Below are 25646 nucleotides of genomic sequence, written 5' to 3' on the forward strand. Positions count from 1 at the left end.
TTACCTGGAATCATTTAGATCTCAGCAAGGCATGTGGAAAACTCATCTTTGAGTTTCATGGACAATATGTAATTGGTAGGACGGATACGACAATATAATAATCAAGACCTTACGGGGTGCTGGTCAGAAAAAATAGAAGAAGTTGAGAAAACCTTTAAAGTAAATTAATATGGCAAAATATAAATCGCAAGGTATAATTTTAGTGTTTTTAATTAGTGCTTTGTTTTGTTCTTCAATACCTAATCAAGTTTCCAAAAAAATCAGATTAGTTGGTAAATGGGGTGGAAAAACGGATAATATTTCTATTATTATGAAATTTAAGCGAGATTCTGGTTTTATAGAATATCTTCCCTTTAATAAGAAAGTTTCATTTACGTATAGAATTGAGAAAGATTCTATTCTTTCCATATCAAACGGTCTTAATAAATCTTTACATATCATTGAATTTTTGTCTGAAGATAAATTTATATTATTTCCGTATCCTAAAAAATTAAATTCAGAAATTATTGATTTAATTGATCAGGTTGAATTTGTTAGGGATAATTGTGACAAGAAATAAATTACGGAAAAAAATGAATAGACACATAGTATAAACAGTACGATTACGGGGCAAGATTTTATGATGCGAAGATAGGCCGATGAAATGTGGTGGATCCGCTGGCAGAGCAGTATAGAAGGTGGTCTCCTTATACCTACGGAGTAAATAATCCAATAAGGTTTATTGACCCTGATGGAATGAGAGTGGATAACTATGAAATCTATGATGATGGTAGAGTCGAAGTAACTAGAACTAAAGATAAAACCAATACTTATACATATCATGATGCTGATGGAGCAACTAGAGATCTTGTTACATATAATAAACGTGATATAAAAGATTCGAAAGGAAACACCGTTGAGTTAGTTGATTTATCAACAGTGGATCCAAGTCTGTTACTTATTACTGATAATGCAAAAGCACAAGGTTTCACTTATTTGCAAGAAGATTTTGTTGCGGCAGTGTTGGGAGCGGCAGGTCATTTTACAGCTGATGATTTAAACGGTATGGCCAGAAATTACGGTGACTATGGCTTACAAACAACACAGTTAACTGACAAAAATGGAAAACATAGTGGACATGGTGGAAAATTAGGTGAATATGCCGATATTAGATATGGAAGTTCTTATCCTTCAATGAGCCAAGCAATTGGGGTAGGGGATAAAAATTATAGTGAATATTTTAGTAACCAGATTGTTAAATCGCTTAATAGTTTGGGATTCAACAATCCTTATTCAATTCTTACTGAGAATTCAAGTGGCAATGGGCCGGCTTTACCAAGAACAAATTTTGTAGCACCTAAAAATGGACAAAATTTCCACCATAAACATCATATGCACATTCAGAAATTAAATAAAAGTAAGTTTAGTTTTAAGTGATAAATAATGAAGAAGATAATATTTATATTTTTATGTCTTTTTGTGTCAAATCAGTTCCTATGCAAAGGGCAGGCTGACAAAAAGATAAATGGCATTACACGTCCTCAAATCATATCGAAAAAAATAAGTAAGGATGAGTATACCAATTTAATTGCACATAAAATTGACCGCAAATTAGACTCATTGTCAACTATAAAAAAGATAAGAAGTAGATTTGAATTTATCTTGGAAAATAATAAGTCTATTGTTTTGCAAGATAAAGGTAAGGAGGATGTTTTAACTTATCGAAAATATAGATATTTGAGCAGTTTGAATAAAACTATATCCTTATTTTCTAAAGATGGTTATGAAAACAATGAATTATTTCTGCTAAATCTACAAAATGGTAATCGTTATAAATTGTTATCAACTCCTTATATAAACAAGAATGGTAAAATGTTTTTTACCTTTAGTAATAATATTGAGATAGATTATCTAAGCAATAAAATTGAATTGTATTTGATTTGTAGCGATAATTCAATTATCAACTTGAAAAGTTTTGATTATGAAGAATCTGCCCCAGTTGAGGTATTTTGGGTAGCAGAGAATGAACTTGCGATCAAGATCCTTAATTATATAGACGGAAATGAGATATTACAGTGTGAGAAGTGGGAAATAAATTTTTAATATTCAACTGGATTACGGGGCAAGGTTCTACGATGCTGAGATAGGAAGGTGGAATGTGGTGGATCCTTTTGCTGAGAGACATCCAGGGGCAAGTAGTTTTAATTATGCTAATAACAATCCCATTCGTTATATAGATCCTGATGGTAGAGATCGGGTCGAATCGCAGAATGGAGATATGATGTTACGGCAGATAACTATCAAGATGAAGGAGTTCTTCAGAATGGTGAGACTTACAGAGGAACATTTTTATGAAAGGGTGAGTACTTGGAATAATAAAAAATATAAAGGAGCTGTCTTAGAGACCTATCACACTTTTAAGAAGATGACCTATTCTCCAATTAAAGACGCACAATTAGAAATAGCAGGGCAGATGCGAAATTCAATGATTGGTGATATTGATCTTACGCTATTTCTTATTCTAGCTGACGGAACTGAAAGAGATTGGACCCATAAAGCAGTCGCAGGGGGGGAATGGTGCACCAGAAAATGGAGAATATACCACCGATACCTATCGAGATAGAAGGAGAAATCATGGGGATTATAGTGAGGGGATGAATAAAGACGGGGTTGGTTTTAGTTTTAATTTGAATCCTCAATTTGATACTGGACGCACTGAATTACGAATACACCCTGACGGCAATAGTGAAGGAACTAAAGGATGTATTGGAATGTCTGGTGAGTGAATGATTTTGACGAATTTCCGAGACAATATCAAAAATATAATACGATCAAAAAGATCAATATCAACACAAGTTATGATCAATAATAATCCGAATAATGATGGTAGAAATGGGAAAAAAATACCGAATGTTAGTGAATAGGATATTACTTTTCAATTTATTTTTATTATTGAGTTGTAATGAGAAAAGTAATTCAAAAATAGAGAAAGAAACTACCTTAATTCGCGATACAATTGAGAGCAAAATTAACATACAACCCGACTTAGCTGTCAACGGTTTAAAATTGTTAGATGAGAGTTCGGTGCGAAATATTACATCGAAGAAATTACAGGCAAAAGATTTTATTAGAGCACATCCAGCAGTAGTGTTTTTAAGCAATGACAATATTCAATACCTTATTGCAAGTCAATATGAAGGCGATATTGCTAATTATTTTAGCTTGTTTGAGATGGGATATTTACGAGATCAACCGGGGCTTGATTCTGTTGGAGTTAAGATCCAATATAATGATTTTATATCTGATTCGGGATTGAAACTGGGCATGAATTTAAATCAACTTATAGAATTGAAAGGTAAGAGATATAAAGAATATTCTGAACATGGAGTAAAAGTCCTCTCATATACAATTGATAATCCAGACAGCCCTTTTATAAGAGAAACTGGACTTCCGCTTTATTTTATAAATGTATCATTAAAAAATAATAAGGTATTTAAAATTATATTTGGTTTTGAATATCCGTAATTATTAAAATCAAGCAATATATATGATTACGGGGCAAGGTTCTATGACGCGGAGATTGGAAGGTGGAATGTGGTGGATCCGCTGGCGGCAGAATATTGCTCAACGTCGCCGTATACCTATGTCGAAAATAATCCGATTGGATATATTGATCCGACTGGAATGTATAAAGTGGATGCTAACCTACAGATATAGATTATAATAAATATGATCATATAGTAGAAGGTGGAATAAACATAGCATCAGGAAAATTACAGATAATAGATTGTCCAACGGGGCACATAGAATTATCTTTAAATATTAGTCCTGGAAAATACAAAGTCCGTGTATACTCTTCAAATTTAGTTAGTGTTAATGAAAATGATTTGCCTAATGATACTGACAATGATTACTACCGTATAGAACTATGGAAAAGTAATGATATGGAACGTAAAGTTTTAAAACAATACGAATATAAATAACAAAAAGCCACCGAGTAGGTGGCTTTTTAATGCCCCCTTCTATGCGCTCTTATTCCGCGCTATCAGCCATAACTTGAGCCCGCCCTTTACAATCATTCAGTACAATTTTTCCTGCGTTAACGATAGAAGCGGCATCCTTTTGCCCCGCAAAGATATAGCGGAAAGCGCAGCCGATGAGTGTGCGAAATCGGAACGCCCATTAAAAAGAAAGGCAAAGATTTAAGATGGTTCAGACCCACAAAAACTGAAATTGATTGTAGATGGAATGGCAAATCCGTACATAGATATCAATGCAATTAATAATTCAATAATTTCTCTGGCATTTTCACAGTTGTTTCGGGAGGGGAGGATTGAACCTGAAGTTAAAAAATGGGCGGAGGCTGCAATTAGTAGGGAAGCTGTTTTTCTTGATTTTTGGGAGGAAGATCAGGCTTTAAGAAAGGAGAGAGTGAATCAGCTCTTGAATGATTTACGAAAAGCAAAATGAAGTATGTTTTTAAAACTTCTAATATTCAAGGAGCCACCTAATCGGTGGCTTTTTTCATGGCCGCTTCGATGCGCTCCTGCTCCATGATATCAGCCATAATATGAGCCTGCGCTTTACAGTCATCCAATATAAACCGCAAGCTGTCGATGAAGTTGTTTTTGGCTTTTAGATCTTTCACTAATTTTTTATCCTTACAGGACAACATTACAGATAGCAGCATTTCTAAAAGAATAATTGTTTTCACTGTGATTTTATTTGCTAATAAAATTGGTGAAAATTTCTTATGGCATGCGCAATTAGATTTAACTGGAACAATACTCTCAATCCTTGGTTTAGGACGCTTCTGAGTTGTGATAAAAAAGAAATTTAATTTGGATAATATGAAATAGAAAGTTATCTTTAAATAGTTTTTAAGTCAGTTAAGATAACCATGAAAAGATTTGTTAAAACTATTTTTTTTGTATTTCTACTTCTCATGTTGGGGTGCCAGAAAGAAAATAATAACACAGAACTAATAGATATAACGTCAAAAGCGAAAAGTATTTACGATAACAGTTTAAAAGAAAAAGGGACAAATAAATTATTCGATAAATATGGTATTAAGATCGCTTGGGATGACTATAAAATTGCTGCAGACGGCTCTCTAATTATATCAACAAGAATTTCCAAGCAGCCGAACAACAATGGCAATATTTTAGGTAGATTTGAATTACATTTCGAAAAACATGGCGAATCATATAGTAACGGGTCTATTAAATATTTTTTACCATGGAAACAGGCAAAAAGAGCGGATTATATCGCCTATGATTTTACAGGTAAGATTATTAGACCAAAGGCTTCCCTTAAACTAAAAGGAGATTTTGATCCTTCCAATACATATCAACAGTATTTTTATCCTACAGATGTCGTCAAGAGAAGCTGTCCCGCTAATTTATATTTTAACATAGAAACTAATTCATGTGAATTTATATGGAACATGCCAATCGGTGGGAATATTACGCCCATGTACTGGGAAGTAAATTATGAAAATTTAGTATCTCGCTATTATTTGGCACCTCTAGATGATAACGGAACACCTTATTATCCTGAATTAACTGATCCAAGTTATCTTGATATGGTAGATGTGGTTGCGTATCCAGAATACAGATGGTATGGAGGAGAAGTATTTTATGCGGCTCCGATCCTAAATCCTTATTATATACCTAATAGTAATGATAATGGTTCTGGGTCAAGTGGGGGTGGGGGAGGATCAGGTTCTGGACCAGGTACAGGCTCTGGATCAGGTACAGGTTATACAACAGATATATCTAAACTGAATTTTGACCTAGAGGGAATTTTAAATTATTATGAGGATGAATACTATAACGATAACGGAATCAGCAGACCGCGAACGTTCGATTTTTGGCTTGAAGTAGAGAAAACAAGGAGTCAGGCCACAGGACTTGTAATAGGTATCGTAAGTGTTACTCCCATTCCAAAAAAGCCCATTGATGAATATATAAATGCTCACGGCGAACGGGTTGTAAGAGAATTAACAGTTCTACCTTCTACGGTAAGGTACACTCCTACACCTTTAGGGAACAGTTACCTAATAATGGCCAGTTTTATGGTTAATGCCGTATATAAATACTACGATGGAGCTCTATGTACTAAAATAGTTACCAGACAGTATGAACGTACTGGTGGCTGTATCGTTTGGTAATTTAGGTAGAGCTTACTATTTTTAAATAAAGCTTATAAAAAAGAGATGCAAAACAAAGAGATCGAATTAACTGAAGATTCCATTGGCTTAAAGCGTTATGGGATCTTACAACTAATCAATAACTCATATGTTAATTTCCAATGGGAAATAGGGAAATATTTTATTGATCTACATAAACAAGGGGACGAAGAATTTATTGCGTCGGAATCGTTGCGACTACAGAGGAATTGGGGAAATTTATTCAGTGTGGATAATATTCGTATGTCAATTGCCTTTGCTACTCTATTCAAAGACCCGATTCGGGTGGGGGTACTTGGGGCAACAGTCAGCTGGAATTATCTAAAGGTTTTGCTTCCGTTGAACGATGTTGAACATATAATGAGTTTAGTGAAATTGTGTACAGATGAAAATCTCAGTATCGACGCTTTAAAAGAAATGATAAATCAGCTTCTAGCCAAAGGCGAGATCGGAAAACTTTCTCAGGAAAAAGTAAATAAAACCAAACCTGATAAACTGTTCCAGATTAAAACAAATGAGCAGGGAAGAAATGGTAGTATCTCATTTCGTTCTACAGACATTTTGATTATGGATGGTCAGAGTGCTCTATCTTCCGACGGTATTATAAACAACTTATTTCCGGATAGTGATCTAGAAGAATTTCTTAAAATTAATTTGCTACAAAATTCTGTATTCAAATAAATATAAATAGTTTCGATGTAGCCTGACAGTTAAAGATAGATTACCCTAACACTTCTTGGGATTGCGGGTAGCAAGAGAAGGTTAGAATTGTTTCATGTTATCGTATCATTACTACATTTCTCACATCATAAGACTTTAATGTAGCCGGGGCAATCGAGTAATCAGTTTAAGAAATTTAATCTATAAAGTACTAATGGCACATAGACATAAATCCGTGTGCCATTTAATATTTTTATTGAAGATGCTCAGTGTCTAAATCCACAGTTAATCCGATCTGTGTCTATTTATCATACACATCATTGTGTATGTTGATGTTAAACTTGTTTAGGATTGATTTGCCTTATCCCGGATGATATAATCCGGTGATCGGCATCTTTTTGTATTTGTTATTCCCTGTTTTGATATTCTTTCAAAATAGGATTTCCAAAAGCTCGGGATATTTTAAATGGTGCTCTTACGTTTTCTTCTTCTTTTGGATGGTAGCGTGGTTCTGTTTGGTATATTCATTACTTCATAAATAAAACAACAACACCCAATCCGACAAAGACTGGGCGTTGTTGTTTTATTTGAGTATTGCCTGCGTCTTGCTTTTGGCAAGGCATGCGTCAAGCAGTGCAAATACGTGCTCATTTTCACTTTCGGTGAACTTTTCAATATCCTGAAAGCTTTCCACTATCCTACGGTTAAAGGCGACCTCGCTGGTCTCCCCAGCGAGATAATCCAGTGTGACACTAAAAGCCTTAGCAATCTTCTTTGCAGCATCGAGTGAGGATATCCTTCCCAACATCCGTACTTGCCAATTATGTCACAGGATACGTCATTTTTTTAGGCAGTCATTTTTCTGCGTGAATCATATAGGGATATTGTACTTTTCATTCTCCTCCTAGTGTTTCCGAAATTATTGGACCATTTTATATTTTTTAGGTTTAACGCTATCATCTCGAATAAGCCATCCTTTGGTAACCGCATTATTTAATGTATTTATCGCACTTTCATAACTATAATCATATTCAGTTTTACAAAAATTTAAAACCGAATTTTCATCAACCCAATTTTTGAATAACTTAGTGTTCAATAACCTGTGTTCGATTAGATCAATTAAGTTTGGTTTTTCTTTTAATATAAGATAGACATCACTTTTGTTGGCTTTATGAAAGCTTTCTATTTTTTGAAGTAGTTCCTCCCAAGTAGGTAGCGATTCTAATGAGTGAAAATCTTTTGGCGTGTATCCATAAAATCCTATTAATTCGTTAATAACTTCGGTACCTACATTTGCGCCTTTTTCTGCATTTTTAAGGGTATTTGTAGTCATACTTAATACAGAGGCGATTTCGTCAGGTTGTCGTACAAGCAAATTTCTTAGAGCCTTCAACATTTTACCAGTTTTTATATTGTTTTTAATGGCAATGTTGTAAAAAGTGTCGGTCTTATAATTTGAAAAATTATTTTTCATCAATATTTTGATATATTATAATTTATTCTCATATTTGTGTAGTAATCATTGTTTAATGATGACTAAAAAAATGACAATATGAAATAGTTTTAATTAATACATACTAAATGGTATAGGTATAAAATATTAAAAGTCTCGATGCTGAAAACATCCCACACAAGACCGAGGCAGCAGATTTTATATCCATACTCCGAATTAAAGACTTATATTTGCTCTTAATTTGGAGGAGGATACTGCTGTTGATATGTGTCTTGTGTGGGAACTCAGGCAGCATGGAGGCAGTATCTAAATCCATCCTACATAGATACTATCTTTCACTATGATGTTCCCTATACCGTTAATCTCTAATGGTAAAAATGCAAAAAATTATTCAATTTATTTTTAAAAACGTTAAAAGACCAGCCGAGTAGCTCGACTGGACTTGCCAATTATGAATTTGGCCCTTTAGCCATGGACAACGTGTCGTCAATTATATAACCTTGTGAAATACCATTCCAACGTTCGTCTGGCTCTCCAATGAATCAATTTATTATTTACGTGACCTGAGCCAGGCTTGGGAAAGGTAAGATCCGATCACGGTCGGATAGGGAAGATTTTGTGCTGAGGTCACTCTTTTAAACACCTAAAAAATGAATATTTTTTTTAGGGCGGGAGAGCTCTTGCCCAATTTCAGAATACAATTTATATATAGTGCCCTACTATCTGTCCTATGTTTTTCTATGTTTAGTTTATCGGCCCAGACGCCCCGCAGGGACAGCGGGGCTGGCGGGCTAAAGGCTATCACTGCCTTAAAGATCGGGGATACCATTCCCGAAGCCCTATGGAATACGCCACTACAGGTCGTTAACCATCCTTCAGGAAAAGAACAGATCACCCTAAATTATTATCGGGACAAAAAGCTGATCATCCTGGATTTCTGGGCGACATGGTGCGGGCCATGTTTAAAAAGCTTTCCGAAACTGGATTCTTTACAGGCAGACTTTAAAGATGACCTGGCTATTCTGCTGGTCAATAGCAGAGGATCAAGGGATACCCCCCAGCGGATAAAAAATGTGTTAAGCAAAAGGGTCAATCCGGTACAGATGCCCTCTATTATTAACGATACGATACTGATAAAATTATTTCCTCCCCAATCGTTGACACATTCGGTCTGGATCAGGGACAGTAAGGTATTTGGCCTGACACTGAGCGATAAAATAACAAAAAATAGCCTTGCAGGTGCAATAGCCGGTATGTCCGATAGCATTTCTCAAAATGCTGGAGCCACTGCTCTTCCAGAAAAGAATCAATTATCTTCGGCGCCATCCGAAGATAATTCCAGCTATATCTACCGCTCATTTCTGCGGGGCTATAATGAACAATTGACCCGCCGATCCATTGTTATCCAGGATAGCAGCGGAAATGTGAACCGGATTGTCTTTACCAATAGCCCTATTCTTGATTTCTATAAGCTGGCCTATTATCCCACACTTGCGTCCTATGGACCTGCGCGGACAATATTACATGTAAAGGATCCTGATCGTTTACATGTTCCCAATGATCTAACTAGCGCTAAAGCCTGGATGGAACAGCATACATTTAACTATCTGGCGACTTTCCCAGCCCGTTCAAATGGAGAGGCTGTTAAGCTCTTCACTGCCGACATAGACCGTTATTTCGGATATCGGGTGGAGTTTGCCGAAAGAGAAATCGGCTGCTGGATAATCACCACCAACGATCCGAGGAAAATTACGGGCTTTCCCGCAGATCTGCCCAGGGAAACCAATCTATCGGACAATACCGGACTGCCGCTCTTTGTACAAAACTATCCCTTTAGTTCCCTTGTAGGCCAGCTGGAGCGGATGCACGAGGAGCCCTTTATCGACGAAACGCAGATCAGTAAGCCCGTATCCATGGACCTACCTGCTGATCTAATGGATATGGCGAAGCTGAAAAGGTCCTTTGAAAGGCAGGGGCTGCGGCTCAGAAAAGAAAGCAGGAAAATCAAAGTAGCTATTATCACTGATCCTAAAACAACCAACTAATGAAACATATCTTATACCTATTGATTTTATCGCTGACCTCAGGTAATGTATGGGGCCAGGTAGTCACCGGTGTGGTCACGGACACACAGAAAAAGCCGATAGCAGGTGTATCGGTAGCATTGGCGGAGTCCGGTCTGAAAACCAGCACCGACAGCCGTGGAAGATTTTCGATCAGCATCGATGCGGCGCTAAGAGATGCAAAATTGCGCTTTAAGGCCATGGGTTTTCAGCCGCAAACAGTAACGGTCAATGGCCATCGCAATCTATCCGTTGTACTGATCGTAAGTACAAGCATGCTCGATGAAGTGCAGGTGATCGCCTATGGTACCACCTCGCAGCGGTTCAATGTGGGGTCGGTCGCCAAAGTAAAGGCCGAGGATATTGCAAGGCAGCCTATTTCCAATCCACTAGAAGCCCTGCAGGGTAGGGTGGCGGGGCTTACAGTAAGTGCAACGAGCGGGCTGCCGGGATCCTCCTTTAAAATCCAGGTCAGGGGACAGAACACCTTGCCCAAAGCGACCGCCGCATTCGGTTCTCCGGCGCCAATGGACAATCCGCTGATCGTTATCGACGGAATCCCGTTTGCGCCGCAGAATGAAAATGTCAATCAGTTCGGCTCCCTTGCATCACCGGGCAATATCGCGCTGCTCAATAACCAGCAGGGTGGATTCAGTCCCCTAAATAGCCTGAATCCATCCGATATTGAAAGTATCGAGGTGCTCAAAGATGCGGATGCCACCGCCATTTATGGTTCCAGGGGCGGAAACGGCGTGATCCTGATCACGACCAAAAAAGGGACAGGCGGAAGGACCGGATTTGACATGGATGTCCGTCAGGGTGTTTCCTTTATGGGAAAGACTATGCGGATGATGAATACCAAGGAATATCTGACGATACGCAGGGAAGCCATCAGCAATGATGGGCTCTCGCCAAACCTTACGCTGTGGGATAACGCCTTTGCGCCTGACCTGCTAGCCTTTGATCCTGATAAGTATACAGACTGGAAGGATTATTTCCTTGGAAAATCGGCCAGTAATACGGCTTTTACCGGTGCGGTAAGCGGTGGCTCCCAAAATACAAATTTTAGGCTGGGGCTTGGGCTCAATAGGACATCTTACATCTTTCCGGGCGACTTTGCGGATAAAAGGATGTCATTTTCCTCAAACCTGCACCACAATTCCGAAAATAAGAAGTTCAGCTTGGACCTGACGACAACTTATTCTTATGGAAAGAACAATTCCGCGGGCAATGCCAACCTGCTCACGGCTTATCGGCTGGACCCGAATTTCCCGGATTTGATTGATAGGGAAGGAAATCTCAGGTGGGATTATAACGGTATACAACTGGGAATGGGAATACCAGACAATCCGATTTCGTACCTACACAATACCTACCAGATGAAAAATACCCTACTGAACAGCAACCTGTTATTGGCGTATAAATTGACGCACGAGCTGACCCTGCGGTCAAGCTTTGGTTATAATGCATTTCATGGGGATGAATATGCGGGCAATCCTTTTCTGGCACAGAATCCCTATCTGAGCCCAGAGGCGACATCCTCCTTTGGGAAGAACAGCTATGGGACGCTGATCGCCGAGCCGCAGCTGGAATTTAAAAAGACCACTGGCAGAAATGCATTTGAAGTACTCCTGGGAGGTTCTTGGCAATACAATACAAATGAACGGGAACAGGTCACCGGGCGTGGGTATACCCATGACGGACTGATCACCTCTATCAATGGCGCCCGAAACCGTTATGCGACGGATGCCTATAGCGAATATAAATACGTAGGGGCATTTGGAAGGCTCAACTATAAGTATCATAACAGGTATATCGCAGGCTTGAGCGTTCGCAGGGACGGCTCCAGCAGGTTCGGCCCTGGTAAACGGTTTGGCAATTTTGGGTCTGTCGGTCTGGGCTGGATTTTTTCGGAAGAGGATTTCATGAAAAATAAGCTGGGATTTTTGAGCTACGGAAAGCTCAGGGCAAGCTACGGCGTGGCGGGAAGTGATGCCACGGGCGATTATCAGTATATTTCCCGATGGGGGACTTCAAGTTACCCCTATGAAGGGGTGGTAGGCCTGCAGCCGCTCAACCTGTTTAATGCCGATCTGAGCTGGGCCTCGACAAAAAAACTTGAACTCGGACTGGAACTGGGATTTATGGATGATAGATTGCTTGTCAGTTCATCCTATTATCGGAATCGCTCAAGCAATCAGTTGCTCAGCTATTACCTGCCCTCGCAGACAGGATTTTCCAGTGTAGCAGAAAACTGGGACGCGACAGTACAGAATTCGGGCCTTGAGATCACGCTGCAGAGCAAGAATATCGCAAGAGGCAATTTCTCCTGGAATACCGCCTTCAACCTGAGCCTGCCAAGGAACAGGCTAGTGGCTTTTCCGGGACTGGAGACTTCCAGCTATGCAACACGGTACATGATCGGAAAGCCATTGAATGCCATTTACGCATTCCGGTATACTGGTGTCAATCCGGAAACAGGGCTATTCGAGTTCAGCGGTGCAGGGGGAGAGCTGACCAGTAATCCACAGCGGCCTTCGGGGATAAGCTTTAATGATTTTAATTATATAGGTACCACCGATCCGGCTTATTTCGGTGGATTACAGAATACGTTGACCTATAAAAATTTTCAGCTGGACCTATTTGTGGAATTCAAAAAGCAGACAGGCTCCAATTATCTTAAGCAGGTTTATAACGGGGCGGTGGGTCAGGAATATAATTTGCCGGCAGCCATGCTTGACCGGTGGCAGCGGCCCGGAGACCGGGCGGAATTCCAGCGTTATACCACGACTTTTGGCAGTGATGTATTCAAAGCAGGACAGAGTTATGCCCTTTCGGATGCCGTATATTCGGATGCATCATACATCCGCTTTAAAACGCTGAATGTTTCCTACACCCTTGACAAGAAAATAACAGAAGCACTCCGGGTTAAGGTATTACGGATCTATGGTTCCGCCCAGAATTTATTTACGATAACTAATTATCTGGGAAATGATCCTGAGACCCAGGGCTTATATACGGTTCCGGTGCTGAAGAGCTTTGTAATCGGGCTGCAATTGTCCCTTTAAGATAGCTTATAGACATAATAAATAATTTGTAATGATGAAAAAATTCTTAATAATAATTTTTTTCTATGCACAGCTGATGCTACTTTGCTCCTGTGAGAAGATGATCGAAATCGGGCTCCCCAGAAATGAACTCACTGAAGAAAAAGTATTTGGTGACAGTATTTCGGCAAATGCCGCGCTGATAGGAATCTATGCCAAGATCCAGGGCGGGCTAAGCTTCCTGTCGGGGTCGATGACGATCTATCCCGGCATGTCTGCCGATGAAATCGTGCAGCAGGGCAATAATGAAAATACGCAGTTCCAGCAAAATATGCTGATAGTGGATAACGGTACGATCGATGTGCTCTGGACATCAGCCTATGCACAGATCTATAGCCTGAATGCTTGTATTGAGGGGCTGGAAAAGAGCACAGGCCTGAGTGTGTCGCTACGCTCCCGGTTGACCGCCGAGGCTTTATGCCTGCGGTCATTGCTCTATTTTTATCTGATTAATCTTTATGGGCCAGTTCCTCTGGTGCTGACTACCGATTATGGAGCAAATAGAATTCTTCCGCGGAGTTCAGAAGCTGTTATTTACGACAAAATTATCGAAGACCTGAGGCAGGCAAAGACAATATTACCCGGTGCCAGTGCTTCAAATGTGCGGGCCGATAGAAATTTTGCTTCGGCATTGCTTGCACGGGTATTCCTTTTTACGGATAGGTATCAGCAGGCCGCTGATGAGGCGACGGCACTTATCGAAAGCGGGGTGTTTAAGTTGGCGGAAACACCGGAAAAAGTTTTTGACGGTGGGAGCAGGGAACTTATCTCCGTATTCTCATCCATATATCCTGGCAGGGCTACCTGGGAAGGCTATACCTTTGTTCCTTCTTCCTTATCGAGTGTGCCGGCCTACATAATCACCGGGTCGCTTTTAGCAGCTTTTGAGGAAAAAGACCTACGCAAACAGCAATGGATCCGTATGAATGAAATACAGGGCGTAAAGTATGCCTATCCCTTTAAATATCAGACCAGGGATCTCAATAGCGGAGCCCGTGCAGAGCACTATGCGGTGTTGCGGCTGGCGGAGCAATACCTGATCCGAGCTGAAGCTGATCTGAAGCTGGGTAATATGGGGCAGGTTTTTGAGGATCTGGACCTGATCAGAAAGCGTGCCGGGCTCAGTGTCCTGAAACGGGAGATAAGCGGAGAAGAATTGCTTCTGGAAATCGAGAAACAGAAGCGCCTTGAGTTTTTTTGCGAATGGGGGCACCGATGGTTTGACCTGAAACGCACCGGACGGGTTGACGCAGTTATGTCTGGTCAAAAGCCAGAGTGGAGCTCGGATGCTGCTTTATATCCGATACCACGCACGCAGATCGAACGGAATTCTTTTTTGACCCAAAATAAAGGATACTAGCCAGTGAGAGGCGGGTCTGAAAGTACAACGGCAATTTTCGATCTGAAAATTGCCGTTGCTCAGATGCTTCAGTACCAGCGATTAGTTTTTTGTAATATGGGGCGCAGACGGGTTAGGCGTCTGTGAAGACCCGGAAAGTACGTAGCTGCTACCGCTTGCTGTTGTCTGGCTCGGCAGGAAGCCTGAAACACACTGATTGTTGTTACCTGTCGGACAATCATCCGATGGTGGTGTAGCAGAGGTCCCTAAATAAACAGCGTCACTCGATGAAACGGGATTACCGGGCGAGTAATTGCTGGTAATCCTGAACCATCGGTATTCTGTTTGTTTCGGCGCTTTAGCTGCTCCATCTTTTTTTTCCATGGCGTTTACAATGAAGAAACTCCCTAATAATAATGTCAATGCTGACACTCCGGCAATAAATTTTGATTTTAAAGTTTTCATAACTTTTGTTTTTAAATTGTTAATTTTTGTTCTGCATATCGTTTTTACCTCACAGTATGCAATCGAGGGATCCTGTATAATGACCGGCCGGCTTCCTGGAAGTCAGCTGTCTGGGTGATTTCCTGTTATCTGAATTGTTATTACAAATTTAGATCGGGCGCCTTTCCTAAACTTGTACGATTCGGACAACTATTCACTTTTTTTTATTTTTTTTTCTAAATAGTATTTGGCTCTGTAATAAGCTGTATTATTGGCGATCCCTAAAAATGCTTTTTTCTGTTCCACGGTCAGTAGTTTGATTAGCCCGGGGCGGTACAGGTATAGGTCATGGAGGCGCTCTTCCGCTCTTAGGGCATGGATGGTATGCTGATGCCGTACGGCATGATTGAGCTTATGCTGGGTAAGGATATGGTATACGGATTTTAGACCTGGAAATGTTTCGACCATGTCCTGAAAGTATTGATTTCGTATCTCAAATAATGTAGTGTCCTTGAGGAAGCGGATAGCAATCGGCTCGTTTGACTTGGAAAAAACATGTTTGGTGCCCGTAAAAAAGGCTCCGGGCTCGCAGATCCGTTCGATCACGAGCTGATCGGCCGAATTGATATGCTCCTTGGACACAAGGCCCTCCAGGACAAAACACCATTTCTCGACGGGTTCATCCTCCTGCTTATAAAAATCGCCTTTTCGGTAACTGCGTTTTCTGCCGAAGTGCTGCAGAAGTTCCTTGAGTTCGTCCTCAAGCGCAAGGTACTTTTCAAAGTAGGTAAACATTCTTTTCATTGCATTAAGGTTGTATTTATTAATAGGTTGTTCTGCTTTTCCCGGATATGGCCCATTGTGGTACCACATCCAAAAAACAGCTAATAAAATGATCTTTTAGTTTCGCCAAAAGTGACAGAAGGGACAGTCTATTTGGATTATTATTTTGGAGAGAATAGGAATGGCCCTAAAAACAGTAAAAGTGGGTGACATAGGTGCAATTTTTCCTAAAAATTTACCATTCACCCCGAGGAGAATGTCGTAGTTTTTTATTTCATCTATTTTTTTGCATTCCTGCTTATGTTCGCATTGTAGATCTATCGAAACGTCGCTGCGCAGCGCTATTTTTTTAACTAATTGTAATCTACAGAGCAATGAATGAACAAGTAAAAATCAAAGAACCACAACAATGGGAAAAACTGGTAAAAAATGTATTGTCAAGAGAGGCACTGACAGCTAGTAGCACAATCACCATGGTCGCAATGACCGTGCTGAAAACTGATATCTGCGATGTCGTCTTACCCGGACTGGATATGTTTTAAACAATTATTGTTTGTAATTCGGTAGCCTGATAGTTAAACCCGCTGCCGAATTATATGGACAGCTAAATAGAGGAGCATCATATGAAGCGTGTAAAATTGTATAATGAAAAACTAGCACATATCAAAAAGCAACTGGCAGACACAAGTGGGGCGGTGGAGTCTGTAAATGCATACGCCTATTTCAGTGCAAACCTAAAGCATTTTATGCCCCTGCTGGATTGGGACAGGCATAGGCTGCTGTATCGTCAGTTTCGTGAATATGCTGCCCTGAATGCTCTGGATGTGCTATTTATGGATGGCGAATTTCCGCTGCCCATAACTGGCTGGGAGCATTTAAGGTGCAAGCTGCTGCGGCGGCATGGTATCATCTGCACATTTCACTTTGGGGCTTATCAATTGATCAATTATCTGCTGTTGCGTGACAGGATCAAATTTGCTCTGCTTGTCGGGGATGATGTGCAGTCCACCTGGGATACACGTTATCCCAATTTAATGAAGCAGATGCAACTAGGAGAAATGGAAGGACGCTTTAGGTTGCTCAATGCCAATAAGCCTGCAGCGCTCAAAGAGATTTATAGTCTTGTCCGGGCTGGATATCAACTTGTTATATATGCAGATGGGCTTACGGGAGCCGGTGCCGCTGATACCAAAAATCTTGTGGAGATCACGTTTTTGGGCCAGCATATTTATGTGCCCGGCGGGACGGCTACATTGGCCCACAGGCTACAATGTCCCATCTATCCATTACTGGCGCTGAGAAAAGAAAGAGAAATCCTGCTGCAGACCAGAGCGCCTATTCTATCTGCTGCCGACTTGTCCCGTGCTGATTTCGTGCGCTTAACAACGGCAACCCTATTTGGTTTCTTGTCCGCATTTTTGATGCATGTGCCGCAGCAGTGGACTGTATGGACACAGCTGCAACGACTGCTTCTCCCTGAGCGCGGGCTAATTTATGTGGATGGAATCAATGACGATACCTCGTACGCGGAAATGCAGCAGTATGGGCTGATCCATCAGAATACAGACGATGGGAAATATTTTCTACTGGACAAACGGAATTATCATGTATATGGTCTGAAGCAACAGGAGTACATCAATTTGTTTAACCAATGGTGTAAATAGATTTTTACTTAATTATTAGGGTATTTTTTATTGTATTTCAATTGTGTTTAATATATTGTGTTTTCACGATATATTATGGAATCAATAATATTTACTAGGGAGAGCCTCGATGTACAGGTACGGGTATGGCCGGTTTATATTGTACTCTCTTTACTCATCAATTATCATTTACAGCATGGGGTGTTGGATTATATTTCGGTTCTGGCAAAGTTGGGGATATTGCTGATTTTTTTTAATCTTTCACTACTGATCATGTATAGGTTCTATCTGAAATCTTTGCCATGGTATAAAATATTGATTTTTATCAGTGTGGTCTGGCTCCTGATCGAACTGGTCAACTGGTTTGCTTTTGACCTATTCCCTTTTTTGGGGCTTTTCACAGTTGCTGATGACCGGCTCGCGGAGCGGGACCGGCTCTATTGGCAGATCGCCAATCAGGTACTGAGCATGATGATGATGGTAACGGCGCTGGTGCTGCAGGTATTTTATAAAAAGTCGGCGGCAGATTATCGTGCCGAAAGTGAGTTGAGACACAGGCTCGAGCTGGAAGCAAAAGACCTGCAACTGAGACAAATGATGGAACAGATCTTTCCGCACCTGACATTTAATGTGCTGAATGATATCAAAGAGGAATACAAAGATGTTGCGCCCGGAGCCGCCTGCCAGATGCAGTATCTGGCAGATCTGCTGCGTTATTGCGTGAAACAGGTTGCCAATGGAAATACGGTGGTGCTGGTGGATAGGGAGATGGAAGCTATAGACTGGTTTCTCAAGATACAGGCGCATCGCTTTAAGGATAGTATGGTAGACTATCAGGTGAGTGGCGAGTCATGGGGACAGAAGGTGCCGCCGACATTATTGCTTGTGCTGCTCGAAAACGCCTTTAAGTATGGCTTAAAAAATATAAAAGATGATCCGATCCAGATCCGGCTGGACCTGCTCGATAACCGGCTGGAGTTCTATTGTCGCAATGCAATCGATCGGGGAGCTAGCGCCAAGCCGTCAACCGGACAGGGACTGATCAATTGTGGACGGAGACTAGCGATGCTATTCCCTGGGAAGCATGTATTTGAGTATGGGCCACAAGGGGATCATTACCACGTGAAATTAATTATTTATCAAAATTGATGGAAAAAAGAATCTTGAAATGTATCGCAGTAGATGACGAGCGGTCAGGATTAAAGGCGCTGCTGGAAAGGATCAACGCACGAAATGACCTGCATCTGGTCTGGTGGGGAACGGATCCGACGCTCGTGGTGCAAAAGATCGAGGAGCATCAGGCTGATCTATTATTTGTAGATATGCAAATGGAAAAACTGCACGGACTTGAACTGATCGAACAGCTGGACGGCAAGCTGGATATCATCTGCTGTTCGGCTTACGATAATTATGGCCCCAAGTTGTCGCCATACGATAGCATACGATTTTATCTGGAAAAGCCTTATGATAATGAGCTCTTTGACCAGGCTGTAGACCGGGTGTTTGAAAAGCTGGAAATGAAGAAAAAAGCGACGAACGGGCAGTTACTGCAGCGCTTTCCGAAGCTAACGGATGAGTTTGGCCTGATCCTGCCGGGGAAAGAGAATAAAATGAAACTGTGCTTTGAAGAGATGGATATGTTCGTGCCCAAGAGTGACAGTGAGCAGGTGGAGCTGTATTCAGGCAATAAAAGAATCGTGCTCAATATGACTTTAAGTGCGCTAAATAAGGCATTGCCGCCCGAGTTTTTTATCCAGGTGCATCGCGACTGTATTTTGTCCAAGCGGAATATACTGTGTCTTAGGCGCGGAAATGTGCTGGAGCTGCGCGGGATAATGGGGCGTACCGAACAGCAGGTGGGCCGGACCTATGTAAAGAAAGTGAAAAATATGTTTAAAAATGAGCGGAAACAATTTAAAAGTGACGTTTAAAGGCAATATACAGGCGGCGATAGGGGCGCTGCAAGAAGATTGCGTCATAGTCGATCAAGCGGAACGGGCAGGGGATGGCGGGATGCCCGGTCTGGTGCAGCTGGAAGAGAAGTGTATGGACCTTTGTACATTATTAAAGGAATTTGTAGACCAGCAATCCGAGATGCTGTTCGCCCGGTCAGAACTGCAGTCTCTCCTGGCGAGTTCGGCCTTGAGTGAAGAAGCTAGGCGGATCTGGATGGCCGATCAATTGGCGTTTTATAAGGTATGGATTGCAAATGTAGGGTTGCAGCTCGCTGGTCTGAAAGAAACCTGTACATTAAAGATCTCCTCAAAGGAGCTGCTGCTGCTACTGCGGCTGCTGAAAGATATGGAACTGGTCGAGCAGGGCTCACTGAAACAGATGCTGACCTTTGTCTGTACATCATTTCGCACGGTCAACCAGGAGCATCTTTCGTACGAAAGCCTGCGGAAAAAATATAGCGATATGGACCGGAACAGTATTTTGAAAGTACGGAAATTGTTGACAAATATGAGCGAGAGGCTCAGTGCTTATTATTAGCTGTGCTGATAGAATGGATTGTTCTTCGAACACGATAGACAGCGATAGCGCGTTAACAGAAGTTTTGCGTTGCGGTAACCAATTATATAGCCACCAGATTATTATTGTCCCTGCTAATACGGGGATACGATTGATATGACCATAAATTATCTAATTGAAATTGTATATGAGAAACAGAAGTGAAGCGATCTATCAGACGCTATTGGCCATGTTGAGCCTATTACAAGAGCGCAAGGCTGCGCAAAATGCAGTGGAACCCAAAGAGGAAGAATCCACCGAAATACAGCAGGTAAAGACTTACACTGAGGAGGAGCTTATGACCGTAAGAGAAGCTTACCTCGAGCTTAAGATCAGCCGCAACACCCTGGACGCACTGCGGCGGCAGAAGAAATTGACGAGCATATTTAAAAAACGGAATGTACGTCTTATACGGGCTGAAGTCGAAGATGCCAAGAAATGGTACTGCCTGATCAAGGGTAAATCGTGACGGTCCGATATTTGGTTCTGCCTTGCCGAAATCTCTTCCGATCCGTGTGACTTCCTGTCACACCACCAAGCAATTCTATGACCCGTCGACGATGTTTACTTGCCTGCCCGGGCAAAATCAATGTTCACCGTCGCACTAGCTATCCCATTTGATTAATTTTCTTCCCCTCTTTGTAGAATTGCTTGCTCTTTTCTTTTAAAGTCTTTGACGGCCGAAACAATTGTTGCGATAGACCACGGTTTGTCTTGGTCCGTACACGCAAACCCATTCGTGTTAAATGTGATTGCCGGCACGCTGCAACTGTCTGCTTCGGCAATGATAACAATCGCTTCGATTACCAACCTATATTCTTTTAAGCTATTCACATTTCTTCGTGCCTAATCTGCATCTTCTTGTGACTGTGATCATAATCCTTTGGACGCTGACCCGATCTGGTTCGTCTGGTTCCTGTTTGCACCTGCGGTTCATCGGTTTTAAAAAACGTCCGAAGAAAATGCGTTGCGTGCGCAAGTGTTTACTGGGGCGCCTGGAGTGTATGTGTTGCACACGCTTGCTTTATTGGTCTGGGGCCAAGTGCTTTCGTTCCGGGCGAAAGTAAATGCGAAATAGTGGACTTTGCCAAAGTTTGCCATGCAGACAGATCAGCGTTTGCCCAAGTTGGCCCATCCTTGCCCAAAAGATCGCTTTCGGGGCTTTTCTCCTACCACCTTTGGATCATGAAAACACGGCAATCCATAAGGCATTGGGTACCCCCTTAATAAGACGGGCGTATTCCGAAACAGAACGTAAAATTTTTATTCAAGATTTACAAGACTAGAAAATGAGAAAAGAAAAAGTAATCAGCAATTATTCGGGCTGGTCTGACTATGCGTTATCGACGCTGGCTGGCCGCATTTTAAAAGCCATGCAGGAAACAACAGCACAAGCTAATTTTCCACAGCCAAATCCGGCGATCACGGTGCTGGAGCCGCTGGTCAACGACTATATCACCAAGCATGAGATCGCCAGCCGCCGTGGAAGCGCATTGGAGATCAGTCAAAAGAACGAGAGCCGCGATGCGCTGTTGAATGCGCTGCGCAGTTTGGCCCATTATGTCAACGAGGTTGCCAACGGTCAACTGTCGCTGTTGCTGAGTACCGGAATGGTCCTGGCATCTCAACCCAGCAGCACGCAGGCCCCCACCATGGTAGAAAAAGTACAGTTGCGCGATGGGCGCCTAAGCGGACAACTACGTCTAGATTTTAAGCCCGTTAAGGCAGCCTGGGAATACGAGGTGGAGATAGGCACGATGGCAAGTACGGGAGAGATCGTCTGGAATAAGGTCGTTCTGACGACCTCCTCACGTGGGAATGTGCTATCAGAAATGGAACCCGGAGTACGCTATTGTGTGCGCATTCGTACGCGCAATGGTAAGGGGACGGGGGATTGGTGCGAACCAGTTTCGCTGATTGCACGGTAATCGGACCGAGATGGAAGCAGCGCCCGTTAGACTGGCGCTGACTTCCTTTTGTTTGACTATAACACAAGCTTATGAAATCAATTGTAAACGTTAAAAGGGTCAAAAAAGGTGAAAACAGTACGCTTTCGGAAATCTATGTCGACGGCGAATTTTTCTGCTATGGACTGGAGGATTCCGTTCGTGACTATAAGATCAAGGGCAGTACAGCAATCCCCGCAGGTAAGTATAAACTCGGACTGAATACGTATGGTGCCATGAATGCGCGCTATAAGAGACTGTTCCCTGATTTGCACAAAGGCATGATCGAGATACTCGCCATCCCTGACTTCTCCTATGTCTACATTCATATCGGTAACAATTTTGGTGATACGGCTGGCTGCCTATTGGTCGGCTACACTATGAAATACATCAAGTATACCAGAGAATATGAAATCTATCAGTCGAAAAAGGCGTACAAAGCTTTGTACAAGCGGTTGCTGAAGCTGATGGCACAGGGCGAAGTCTGGTTACAGATCTGTCAGCCTGATTTGTGTCAAAAAAAGCTGACGCTTGCCACGAAACAGGACAATTAAATCATGGAACGAAGATCAGGACTATCGTTCTGCGAGAGATGGGTGAAACAATGGTTTAAATATTTAATGTCAACAGTTTATAAAAAAAACTAAACAATGAAGAAAATAATCAATAAAATCGGCCGGGCGCTGCAGGTGATCCTATTGGCTCCGGTTAAATTGCCAGGAAAGGCAATGGATATTTTAAAATATCTCGCTATTGGTGTAGGTATTGTTGAATCCGTCATTGACGACAAGGAGGAAAGCGAAAAGGACAGGATTGAAGAGGAGGGAGGACCAGATGAAAGTCAATGATATCCGTATAGGTACACTTGGCGGTACGCTATGTTCGCTGTGGGCGAGTATTTCTTTTGGCGATATCCTACAGACACTCCTGACTGCCGCCTTAGGAACACTTGTAAGCTTTGCAACGAGCCAGCTGCTCGGAAGATGGTACAAACGGAAAAAATGAGTATGAAAGCACCTTCGGGTGCTTTTTTTGTTAGATAGAAGATATGCAGTCAACGAAATTTACATCTAACGGGGACTTTCAATATTTAAGTCTGGGGTAAGGAAATATTTAACAAAAAATTATTGTGATGTGTGTTTGAAAATTTCTTATATTTATTTGAGCTTAAATTAATGAGACTAGCCGAATGATGAAAAGTAATTAAGCTCAACTGATGCCGTATCTTTTACTTTCATAATTACCCTTTGTTGTTATTAACCATTTTGTAATTAATTATGAAAAAAAATTATAATAGGAATTTTGTTTGTCCTTGTTTTGTATGCTATGGAAAGCAGGGCACAAAATCTATTAAATCTCAATGATTGGGTCATCGGAGGTGGTGGCACAGTCTGATTCACGCCGAATGGTCTCGTCACTGAAAACGAACGCGAGTGGGGGATTGGTCCTCAGGGGCGGCAAGTGATTGTCTGGAAAGCTACCCCGAATGGAGATGCCCAAGCAGACGGAGGTTTCAATTCCGTGGATATCCCTATCAACCACCAGAAGACATATCGTTATTCCGTATGGATAAAACGAACGAACTCAAAGACAGGAACGGCATATTTTGGATGCGCTGCAAACGTCAACTCCGTAAATGATGTTGTAAATAATAATCCCTATTTCTGGTATGGAAATCTTCCTGAGTTGGATAAATGGTACCTGTTGGTCGGTTATGTACACGGTTCCAACGATCCTTCTAAAGCAAGTTCGGGCGGAGTTTACGATGGGGTTACAGGAACCAAAGTTGCTTCTGCACTAGATTTTAAATTCCCCTCAACGGCAACATCAACCCGTCTCCGTTCTTATCTATTTTATGATTCCAATACGAGCGACCGTCAATATTTTTATGGACCTCGATTGGAGGAAGTGAATGGTAACGAGCCTACCATAAGTTCACTACTGGATAACCCAATAGGCCTTGGTGATTTTTCGTTTTCGGGTAAGGTGGGGATCAAGACTGCGACACCGGGAGCCTATGATCTGGCTGTCAACGGGAAAATCCGGAGCCAGGAGATCAAGGTGGAAACCGCTGGCTGGCCTGATTATGTATTCAAGCAAGATTACCAATTACTGTCTCTGGCAGAAACGGAAGAGTTTATCAAAAAGAACGGCCATCTTCCAGATGTCCCTAAAGCAGCCGATGCGGAAGCAAATGGGATATCATTGGGAGAGATGAATAAGATTCTTTTAAAAAAGATTGAGGAGCTTACCTTGCAAGTCATAGCGCTCAATAAGAAAATCCAGAAGGAATCCAGCTCGGTTAAATCAAGACAAAAAAGTAAACCCAGGTAACCGAAGATTAAATGATAATCCGTTTTCACCGCTAAAATTTTAGAATAGTACTTATATCAATAAAATTAAATCATATGAAAGTAAATAGCTCTTTGCTGTACATGCTAGTATTATTAGGACTAGCTCTTGGTGTGTGGAACCTAATCGGAAAAAAAGATGAGATTGTCTATGTGGATACAGCAAAGCTTTTTCAGGAGTATTCCGAGGCAGTAAAAGTCAACAAAAAACTGGAGAATGAGGCGAAGAAGTACGAGGGAAATATTGACACATTGATGCAAGAAATTCAGGGGGCACTAAAGGATTATGAGAAAAATGGGGGAAAGCTAGATGCAGCTTCGCGTTCAAAGCAGGAGCGCTTAATCAACGAAAAACAGGCTGACCTACAACGCTATCAGGCTGTTGTAAAGGATAAGCTGGAGAAACAGCGTCAGACAGATTTTTCAGGCGTTGTCAATACCATCAATGGATTCTTAAAAGAATACGGCAAGCGCAAGGGATATCGCATGATCCTGATTGCCAATCCCGCAGGCACGATTGCTTATGCCAAGGATGGTACAGATATAACCGGAGACATTGTTAAAGAACTCAATTCAAAAAAATAGGAGGTAGCAGTGATTCTTCGAATTTTATATATCAATATCTGCATTCTATCCATCTTATCGGGTTGTCAGAAAAAAATAATGAATCGCGGAGAGCTTTATACTTATATCCAGAATAAAAACCATGGTGTGTTTGACAGCAAGGAGAACAACGGGGTAAAAGTATCCATGTCGTATATCCCAGGCATACTGATGCGGGACAACGCTGACAGTACTTTACTAGGAAAATACTTGTATTTCAGGTTGATATACCAGATTAACGATAAGGATATGCTGTCAGCTGTTGACCAGAGTTCCTATTCTGTTTTGGTCAATCGCCTATCTTTTAAACTTGGCGATTATATCATTGTTCGTTGTGATGGGAAGGATGAAGAAATAGCTGACTTTCAATTCTCACCAATGTACGGCGCGACCAATAATACGGAGGTCGTTATAGCGCTTGATCGGGACAAGCTAAAAGACGAAAAAGAGTTGACAATAAAATTAAGAGATATCGGATTGGGCCTTCCCGAGTATGATTTTACATTTAAACGGGAGGCTTTGGAACGTTTGGATGATCTCACTGTAGAATTAGAAAAACTAGATTAACCAATAA

At 41.5% G+C, this 25646-nt stretch carries 30 protein-coding genes and 1 pseudogene; 26 read left to right on the plus strand and 5 right to left on the minus strand.

The window, feature by feature from the left end:
• The first annotated feature begins 169 nt into the window (after nt 1–169).
• The 8 genes and pseudogenes from D7322_RS15915 to D7322_RS15945 all read left to right on the plus strand — a co-directional run bounded on the left by D7322_RS15915 (nt 170) and on the right by D7322_RS15945 (nt 4449).
• Nucleotides 170–559, plus strand: a complete 390-nt coding sequence (locus D7322_RS15915) for a hypothetical protein (protein ID WP_121125277.1) — start codon at nt 170–172, stop codon at nt 557–559.
• A 176-nt stretch (nt 560–735) separates the two neighbouring features.
• A complete protein-coding gene (locus D7322_RS28475; protein WP_183078725.1) occupies nt 736–1416 on the plus strand; it encodes a hypothetical protein in 681 nt (226 codons plus the stop codon).
• 6 nt (nt 1417–1422) lie between these two features.
• Nucleotides 1423–2082: a hypothetical protein gene (locus D7322_RS15925; RefSeq protein WP_121125278.1), complete on the plus strand. Its 660-nt coding sequence runs from the start codon at nt 1423–1425 to the stop codon at nt 2080–2082.
• Nucleotides 2083–2089: 7 nt separating this feature from the next.
• Nucleotides 2090–2215, plus strand: a pseudogene (locus tag D7322_RS29105) (RHS repeat-associated core domain-containing protein); the annotation flags it as partial.
• Between the two features lie 87 nt (nt 2216–2302).
• Nucleotides 2303–2602 (plus strand): hypothetical protein, encoded by a 300-nt coding sequence (locus D7322_RS28950; RefSeq protein ID WP_245971355.1) that lies wholly within the window; start codon nt 2303–2305, stop codon nt 2600–2602.
• A gap of 257 nt (nt 2603–2859) precedes the next feature.
• A complete protein-coding gene (locus tag D7322_RS15935; RefSeq protein ID WP_121125280.1) occupies nt 2860–3504 on the plus strand; it encodes a hypothetical protein in 645 nt (214 codons plus the stop codon).
• Nucleotides 3505–3522: 18 nt separating this feature from the next.
• On the plus strand, nt 3523–3696 hold the full coding sequence (locus D7322_RS15940) for an RHS repeat-associated core domain-containing protein (RefSeq protein WP_121125281.1): 174 nt from the start codon (nt 3523–3525) through the stop codon (nt 3694–3696).
• Between the two features lie 516 nt (nt 3697–4212).
• Nucleotides 4213–4449 (plus strand): hypothetical protein, encoded by a 237-nt coding sequence (locus D7322_RS15945; RefSeq protein ID WP_147430441.1) that lies wholly within the window; start codon nt 4213–4215, stop codon nt 4447–4449.
• A 37-nt stretch (nt 4450–4486) separates the two neighbouring features.
• On the opposite strand, the gene D7322_RS28335 is transcribed toward D7322_RS15945, so the two are convergent.
• On the minus strand, nt 4487–4693 hold the full coding sequence (locus D7322_RS28335; RefSeq protein ID WP_147430442.1) for a hypothetical protein: 207 nt from the start codon (nt 4691–4693) through the stop codon (nt 4487–4489).
• Between the two features lie 186 nt (nt 4694–4879).
• Between D7322_RS28335 and D7322_RS15950 the strand changes: the two genes are divergently transcribed.
• Complete coding sequence (locus tag D7322_RS15950; RefSeq protein WP_121125283.1) at nt 4880–6151, plus strand: hypothetical protein; 1272 nt, start codon at nt 4880–4882, stop codon at nt 6149–6151.
• Between the two features lie 45 nt (nt 6152–6196).
• Entirely contained in the window at nt 6197–6850 is a 654-nt protein-coding gene (locus D7322_RS15955) for a DUF1016 N-terminal domain-containing protein (RefSeq protein WP_121125284.1), read from the plus strand.
• 562 nt (nt 6851–7412) lie between these two features.
• Here the strand turns inward: D7322_RS15955 and D7322_RS15960 are convergent.
• Together D7322_RS15960 and D7322_RS15965 are read right to left on the minus strand one after the other, a co-directional pair.
• Nucleotides 7413–7637 (minus strand): XRE family transcriptional regulator, encoded by a 225-nt coding sequence (locus D7322_RS15960; protein WP_121125285.1) that lies wholly within the window; start codon nt 7635–7637, stop codon nt 7413–7415.
• A 111-nt stretch (nt 7638–7748) separates the two neighbouring features.
• Nucleotides 7749–8303 (minus strand): hypothetical protein, encoded by a 555-nt coding sequence (locus tag D7322_RS15965; RefSeq protein ID WP_121125286.1) that lies wholly within the window; start codon nt 8301–8303, stop codon nt 7749–7751.
• Nucleotides 8304–8932: 629 nt separating this feature from the next.
• Between D7322_RS15965 and D7322_RS15970 the strand changes: the two genes are divergently transcribed.
• Genes D7322_RS15970 through D7322_RS15980 form a run of 3 tightly spaced genes read left to right on the plus strand, consistent with a single transcriptional unit; the run spans nt 8933 to nt 14812 of the window.
• Nucleotides 8933–10327, plus strand: a complete 1395-nt coding sequence (locus D7322_RS15970; protein WP_121125287.1) for a TlpA disulfide reductase family protein — start codon at nt 8933–8935, stop codon at nt 10325–10327.
• Complete coding sequence (locus D7322_RS15975) at nt 10327–13413, plus strand: SusC/RagA family TonB-linked outer membrane protein (RefSeq protein ID WP_121125288.1); 3087 nt, start codon at nt 10327–10329, stop codon at nt 13411–13413. Before D7322_RS15970 ends, D7322_RS15975 begins: the two co-directional genes overlap by 1 nt.
• A 31-nt stretch (nt 13414–13444) precedes the next feature.
• Nucleotides 13445–14812, plus strand: a complete 1368-nt coding sequence (locus D7322_RS15980) for a RagB/SusD family nutrient uptake outer membrane protein (protein ID WP_121125289.1) — start codon at nt 13445–13447, stop codon at nt 14810–14812.
• Between the two features lie 81 nt (nt 14813–14893).
• On the opposite strand, the gene D7322_RS15985 is transcribed toward D7322_RS15980, so the two are convergent.
• Together D7322_RS15985 and D7322_RS15995 are read right to left on the minus strand one after the other, a co-directional pair.
• On the minus strand, nt 14894–15256 hold the full coding sequence (locus D7322_RS15985; protein ID WP_147430443.1) for a hypothetical protein: 363 nt from the start codon (nt 15254–15256) through the stop codon (nt 14894–14896).
• A 189-nt stretch (nt 15257–15445) separates the two neighbouring features.
• Complete coding sequence (locus D7322_RS15995) at nt 15446–16039, minus strand: Crp/Fnr family transcriptional regulator (protein WP_183078726.1); 594 nt, start codon at nt 16037–16039, stop codon at nt 15446–15448.
• Between the two features lie 353 nt (nt 16040–16392).
• Between D7322_RS15995 and D7322_RS28480 the strand changes: the two genes are divergently transcribed.
• The 13 genes from D7322_RS28480 to D7322_RS16055 all read left to right on the plus strand — a co-directional run bounded on the left by D7322_RS28480 (nt 16393) and on the right by D7322_RS16055 (nt 25639).
• Nucleotides 16393–16560, plus strand: coding sequence for a hypothetical protein (locus tag D7322_RS28480; RefSeq protein WP_183078727.1), 168 nt, complete (start codon nt 16393–16395; stop codon nt 16558–16560).
• 81 nt (nt 16561–16641) lie between these two features.
• Nucleotides 16642–17682 carry a lysophospholipid acyltransferase family protein gene (locus tag D7322_RS16000; RefSeq protein WP_121125293.1) on the plus strand — a complete coding sequence of 347 codons (1041 nt, stop codon included), beginning with the start codon at nt 16642–16644 and terminating at the stop codon, nt 17680–17682.
• A gap of 75 nt (nt 17683–17757) precedes the next feature.
• The gene (locus tag D7322_RS16005) at nt 17758–18810 is read left to right on the plus strand and encodes a histidine kinase (RefSeq protein ID WP_121125294.1); all 1053 of its coding nucleotides are present in this window, start codon (nt 17758–17760) and stop codon (nt 18808–18810) included.
• Nucleotides 18810–19592: a LytR/AlgR family response regulator transcription factor gene (locus D7322_RS16010; RefSeq protein ID WP_121125295.1), complete on the plus strand. Its 783-nt coding sequence runs from the start codon at nt 18810–18812 to the stop codon at nt 19590–19592. Before D7322_RS16005 ends, D7322_RS16010 begins: the two co-directional genes overlap by 1 nt.
• Entirely contained in the window at nt 19561–20154 is a 594-nt protein-coding gene (locus D7322_RS16015; RefSeq protein WP_121125296.1) for a hypothetical protein, read from the plus strand. The genes D7322_RS16010 and D7322_RS16015 overlap by 32 nt, the downstream gene beginning before the upstream one ends.
• A gap of 166 nt (nt 20155–20320) precedes the next feature.
• Nucleotides 20321–20641 (plus strand): MerR family transcriptional regulator, encoded by a 321-nt coding sequence (locus tag D7322_RS16020; RefSeq protein WP_121125297.1) that lies wholly within the window; start codon nt 20321–20323, stop codon nt 20639–20641.
• Between the two features lie 820 nt (nt 20642–21461).
• Entirely contained in the window at nt 21462–22100 is a 639-nt protein-coding gene (locus D7322_RS16030; protein WP_121125299.1) for a fibronectin type III domain-containing protein, read from the plus strand.
• Between the two features lie 71 nt (nt 22101–22171).
• A complete protein-coding gene (locus D7322_RS16035; RefSeq protein WP_183078728.1) occupies nt 22172–22672 on the plus strand; it encodes a DUF5675 family protein in 501 nt (166 codons plus the stop codon).
• Between the two features lie 96 nt (nt 22673–22768).
• Nucleotides 22769–22966, plus strand: a complete 198-nt coding sequence (locus tag D7322_RS16040) for a hypothetical protein (RefSeq protein WP_121125300.1) — start codon at nt 22769–22771, stop codon at nt 22964–22966.
• Nucleotides 22953–23123 carry a hypothetical protein gene (locus tag D7322_RS28485; protein ID WP_183078729.1) on the plus strand — a complete coding sequence of 57 codons (171 nt, stop codon included), beginning with the start codon at nt 22953–22955 and terminating at the stop codon, nt 23121–23123. The genes D7322_RS16040 and D7322_RS28485 overlap by 14 nt, the downstream gene beginning before the upstream one ends.
• A 456-nt stretch (nt 23124–23579) precedes the next feature.
• The gene (locus D7322_RS16045) at nt 23580–24452 is read left to right on the plus strand and encodes a hypothetical protein (RefSeq protein ID WP_245971353.1); all 873 of its coding nucleotides are present in this window, start codon (nt 23580–23582) and stop codon (nt 24450–24452) included.
• Between the two features lie 74 nt (nt 24453–24526).
• Nucleotides 24527–25054, plus strand: a complete 528-nt coding sequence (locus D7322_RS16050; protein ID WP_121125301.1) for an OmpH family outer membrane protein — start codon at nt 24527–24529, stop codon at nt 25052–25054.
• Between the two features lie 78 nt (nt 25055–25132).
• Nucleotides 25133–25639 carry a hypothetical protein gene (locus tag D7322_RS16055; RefSeq protein ID WP_121125302.1) on the plus strand — a complete coding sequence of 169 codons (507 nt, stop codon included), beginning with the start codon at nt 25133–25135 and terminating at the stop codon, nt 25637–25639.
• The last annotated feature ends 7 nt before the right edge of the window (nt 25640–25646 follow it).

Source organism: Sphingobacterium puteale, assembly GCF_003627955.1.
GTDB classification, from domain to species: domain Bacteria; phylum Bacteroidota; class Bacteroidia; order Sphingobacteriales; family Sphingobacteriaceae; genus Sphingobacterium; species Sphingobacterium puteale.

What these genes read in the sequence shown, in the direction of transcription:
- D7322_RS16055 (WP_121125302.1), top strand. Translation starts at nt 25,133, where the DNA reads ATGAATCGCGGAGAGCTTTATACTTATATCCAGAATAAAAACCATGGT.
- D7322_RS15970 (WP_121125287.1), top strand. Translation starts at nt 8,933, where the DNA reads ATGAATATTTTTTTTAGGGCGGGAGAGCTCTTGCCCAATTTCAGAATA.
- D7322_RS16050 (WP_121125301.1), top strand. Translation starts at nt 24,527, where the DNA reads ATGAAAGTAAATAGCTCTTTGCTGTACATGCTAGTATTATTAGGACTA.
- D7322_RS28475 (WP_183078725.1), top strand. Translation starts at nt 736, where the DNA reads ATGAGAGTGGATAACTATGAAATCTATGATGATGGTAGAGTCGAAGTA.
- D7322_RS16005 (WP_121125294.1), top strand. Translation starts at nt 17,758, where the DNA reads ATGGAATCAATAATATTTACTAGGGAGAGCCTCGATGTACAGGTACGG.
- D7322_RS16030 (WP_121125299.1), top strand. Translation starts at nt 21,462, where the DNA reads ATGAGAAAAGAAAAAGTAATCAGCAATTATTCGGGCTGGTCTGACTAT.
- D7322_RS15915 (WP_121125277.1), top strand. Translation starts at nt 170, where the DNA reads ATGGCAAAATATAAATCGCAAGGTATAATTTTAGTGTTTTTAATTAGT.
- D7322_RS15995 (WP_183078726.1), bottom strand. Translation starts at nt 16,039, where the DNA reads ATGAAAAGAATGTTTACCTACTTTGAAAAGTACCTTGCGCTTGAGGAC.
- D7322_RS15980 (WP_121125289.1), top strand. Translation starts at nt 13,445, where the DNA reads ATGATGAAAAAATTCTTAATAATAATTTTTTTCTATGCACAGCTGATG.
- D7322_RS15965 (WP_121125286.1), bottom strand. Translation starts at nt 8,303, where the DNA reads ATGAAAAATAATTTTTCAAATTATAAGACCGACACTTTTTACAACATT.
- D7322_RS16020 (WP_121125297.1), top strand. Translation starts at nt 20,321, where the DNA reads ATGAGAAACAGAAGTGAAGCGATCTATCAGACGCTATTGGCCATGTTG.
- D7322_RS28480 (WP_183078727.1), top strand. Translation starts at nt 16,393, where the DNA reads ATGAATGAACAAGTAAAAATCAAAGAACCACAACAATGGGAAAAACTG.
- D7322_RS16035 (WP_183078728.1), top strand. Translation starts at nt 22,172, where the DNA reads ATGAAATCAATTGTAAACGTTAAAAGGGTCAAAAAAGGTGAAAACAGT.
- D7322_RS28950 (WP_245971355.1), top strand. Translation starts at nt 2,303, where the DNA reads ATGGTGAGACTTACAGAGGAACATTTTTATGAAAGGGTGAGTACTTGG.
- D7322_RS15975 (WP_121125288.1), top strand. Translation starts at nt 10,327, where the DNA reads ATGAAACATATCTTATACCTATTGATTTTATCGCTGACCTCAGGTAAT.
- D7322_RS16040 (WP_121125300.1), top strand. Translation starts at nt 22,769, where the DNA reads ATGAAGAAAATAATCAATAAAATCGGCCGGGCGCTGCAGGTGATCCTA.
- D7322_RS15985 (WP_147430443.1), bottom strand. Translation starts at nt 15,256, where the DNA reads ATGAAAACTTTAAAATCAAAATTTATTGCCGGAGTGTCAGCATTGACA.
- D7322_RS15955 (WP_121125284.1), top strand. Translation starts at nt 6,197, where the DNA reads ATGCAAAACAAAGAGATCGAATTAACTGAAGATTCCATTGGCTTAAAG.
- D7322_RS15935 (WP_121125280.1), top strand. Translation starts at nt 2,860, where the DNA reads ATGATGGTAGAAATGGGAAAAAAATACCGAATGTTAGTGAATAGGATA.
- D7322_RS28485 (WP_183078729.1), top strand. Translation starts at nt 22,953, where the DNA reads ATGAAAGTCAATGATATCCGTATAGGTACACTTGGCGGTACGCTATGT.
- D7322_RS16015 (WP_121125296.1), top strand. Translation starts at nt 19,561, where the DNA reads ATGAGCGGAAACAATTTAAAAGTGACGTTTAAAGGCAATATACAGGCG.
- D7322_RS15960 (WP_121125285.1), bottom strand. Translation starts at nt 7,637, where the DNA reads ATGTTGGGAAGGATATCCTCACTCGATGCTGCAAAGAAGATTGCTAAG.
- D7322_RS16010 (WP_121125295.1), top strand. Translation starts at nt 18,810, where the DNA reads ATGGAAAAAAGAATCTTGAAATGTATCGCAGTAGATGACGAGCGGTCA.
- D7322_RS15925 (WP_121125278.1), top strand. Translation starts at nt 1,423, where the DNA reads ATGAAGAAGATAATATTTATATTTTTATGTCTTTTTGTGTCAAATCAG.
- D7322_RS15950 (WP_121125283.1), top strand. Translation starts at nt 4,880, where the DNA reads ATGAAAAGATTTGTTAAAACTATTTTTTTTGTATTTCTACTTCTCATG.
- D7322_RS16000 (WP_121125293.1), top strand. Translation starts at nt 16,642, where the DNA reads ATGAAGCGTGTAAAATTGTATAATGAAAAACTAGCACATATCAAAAAG.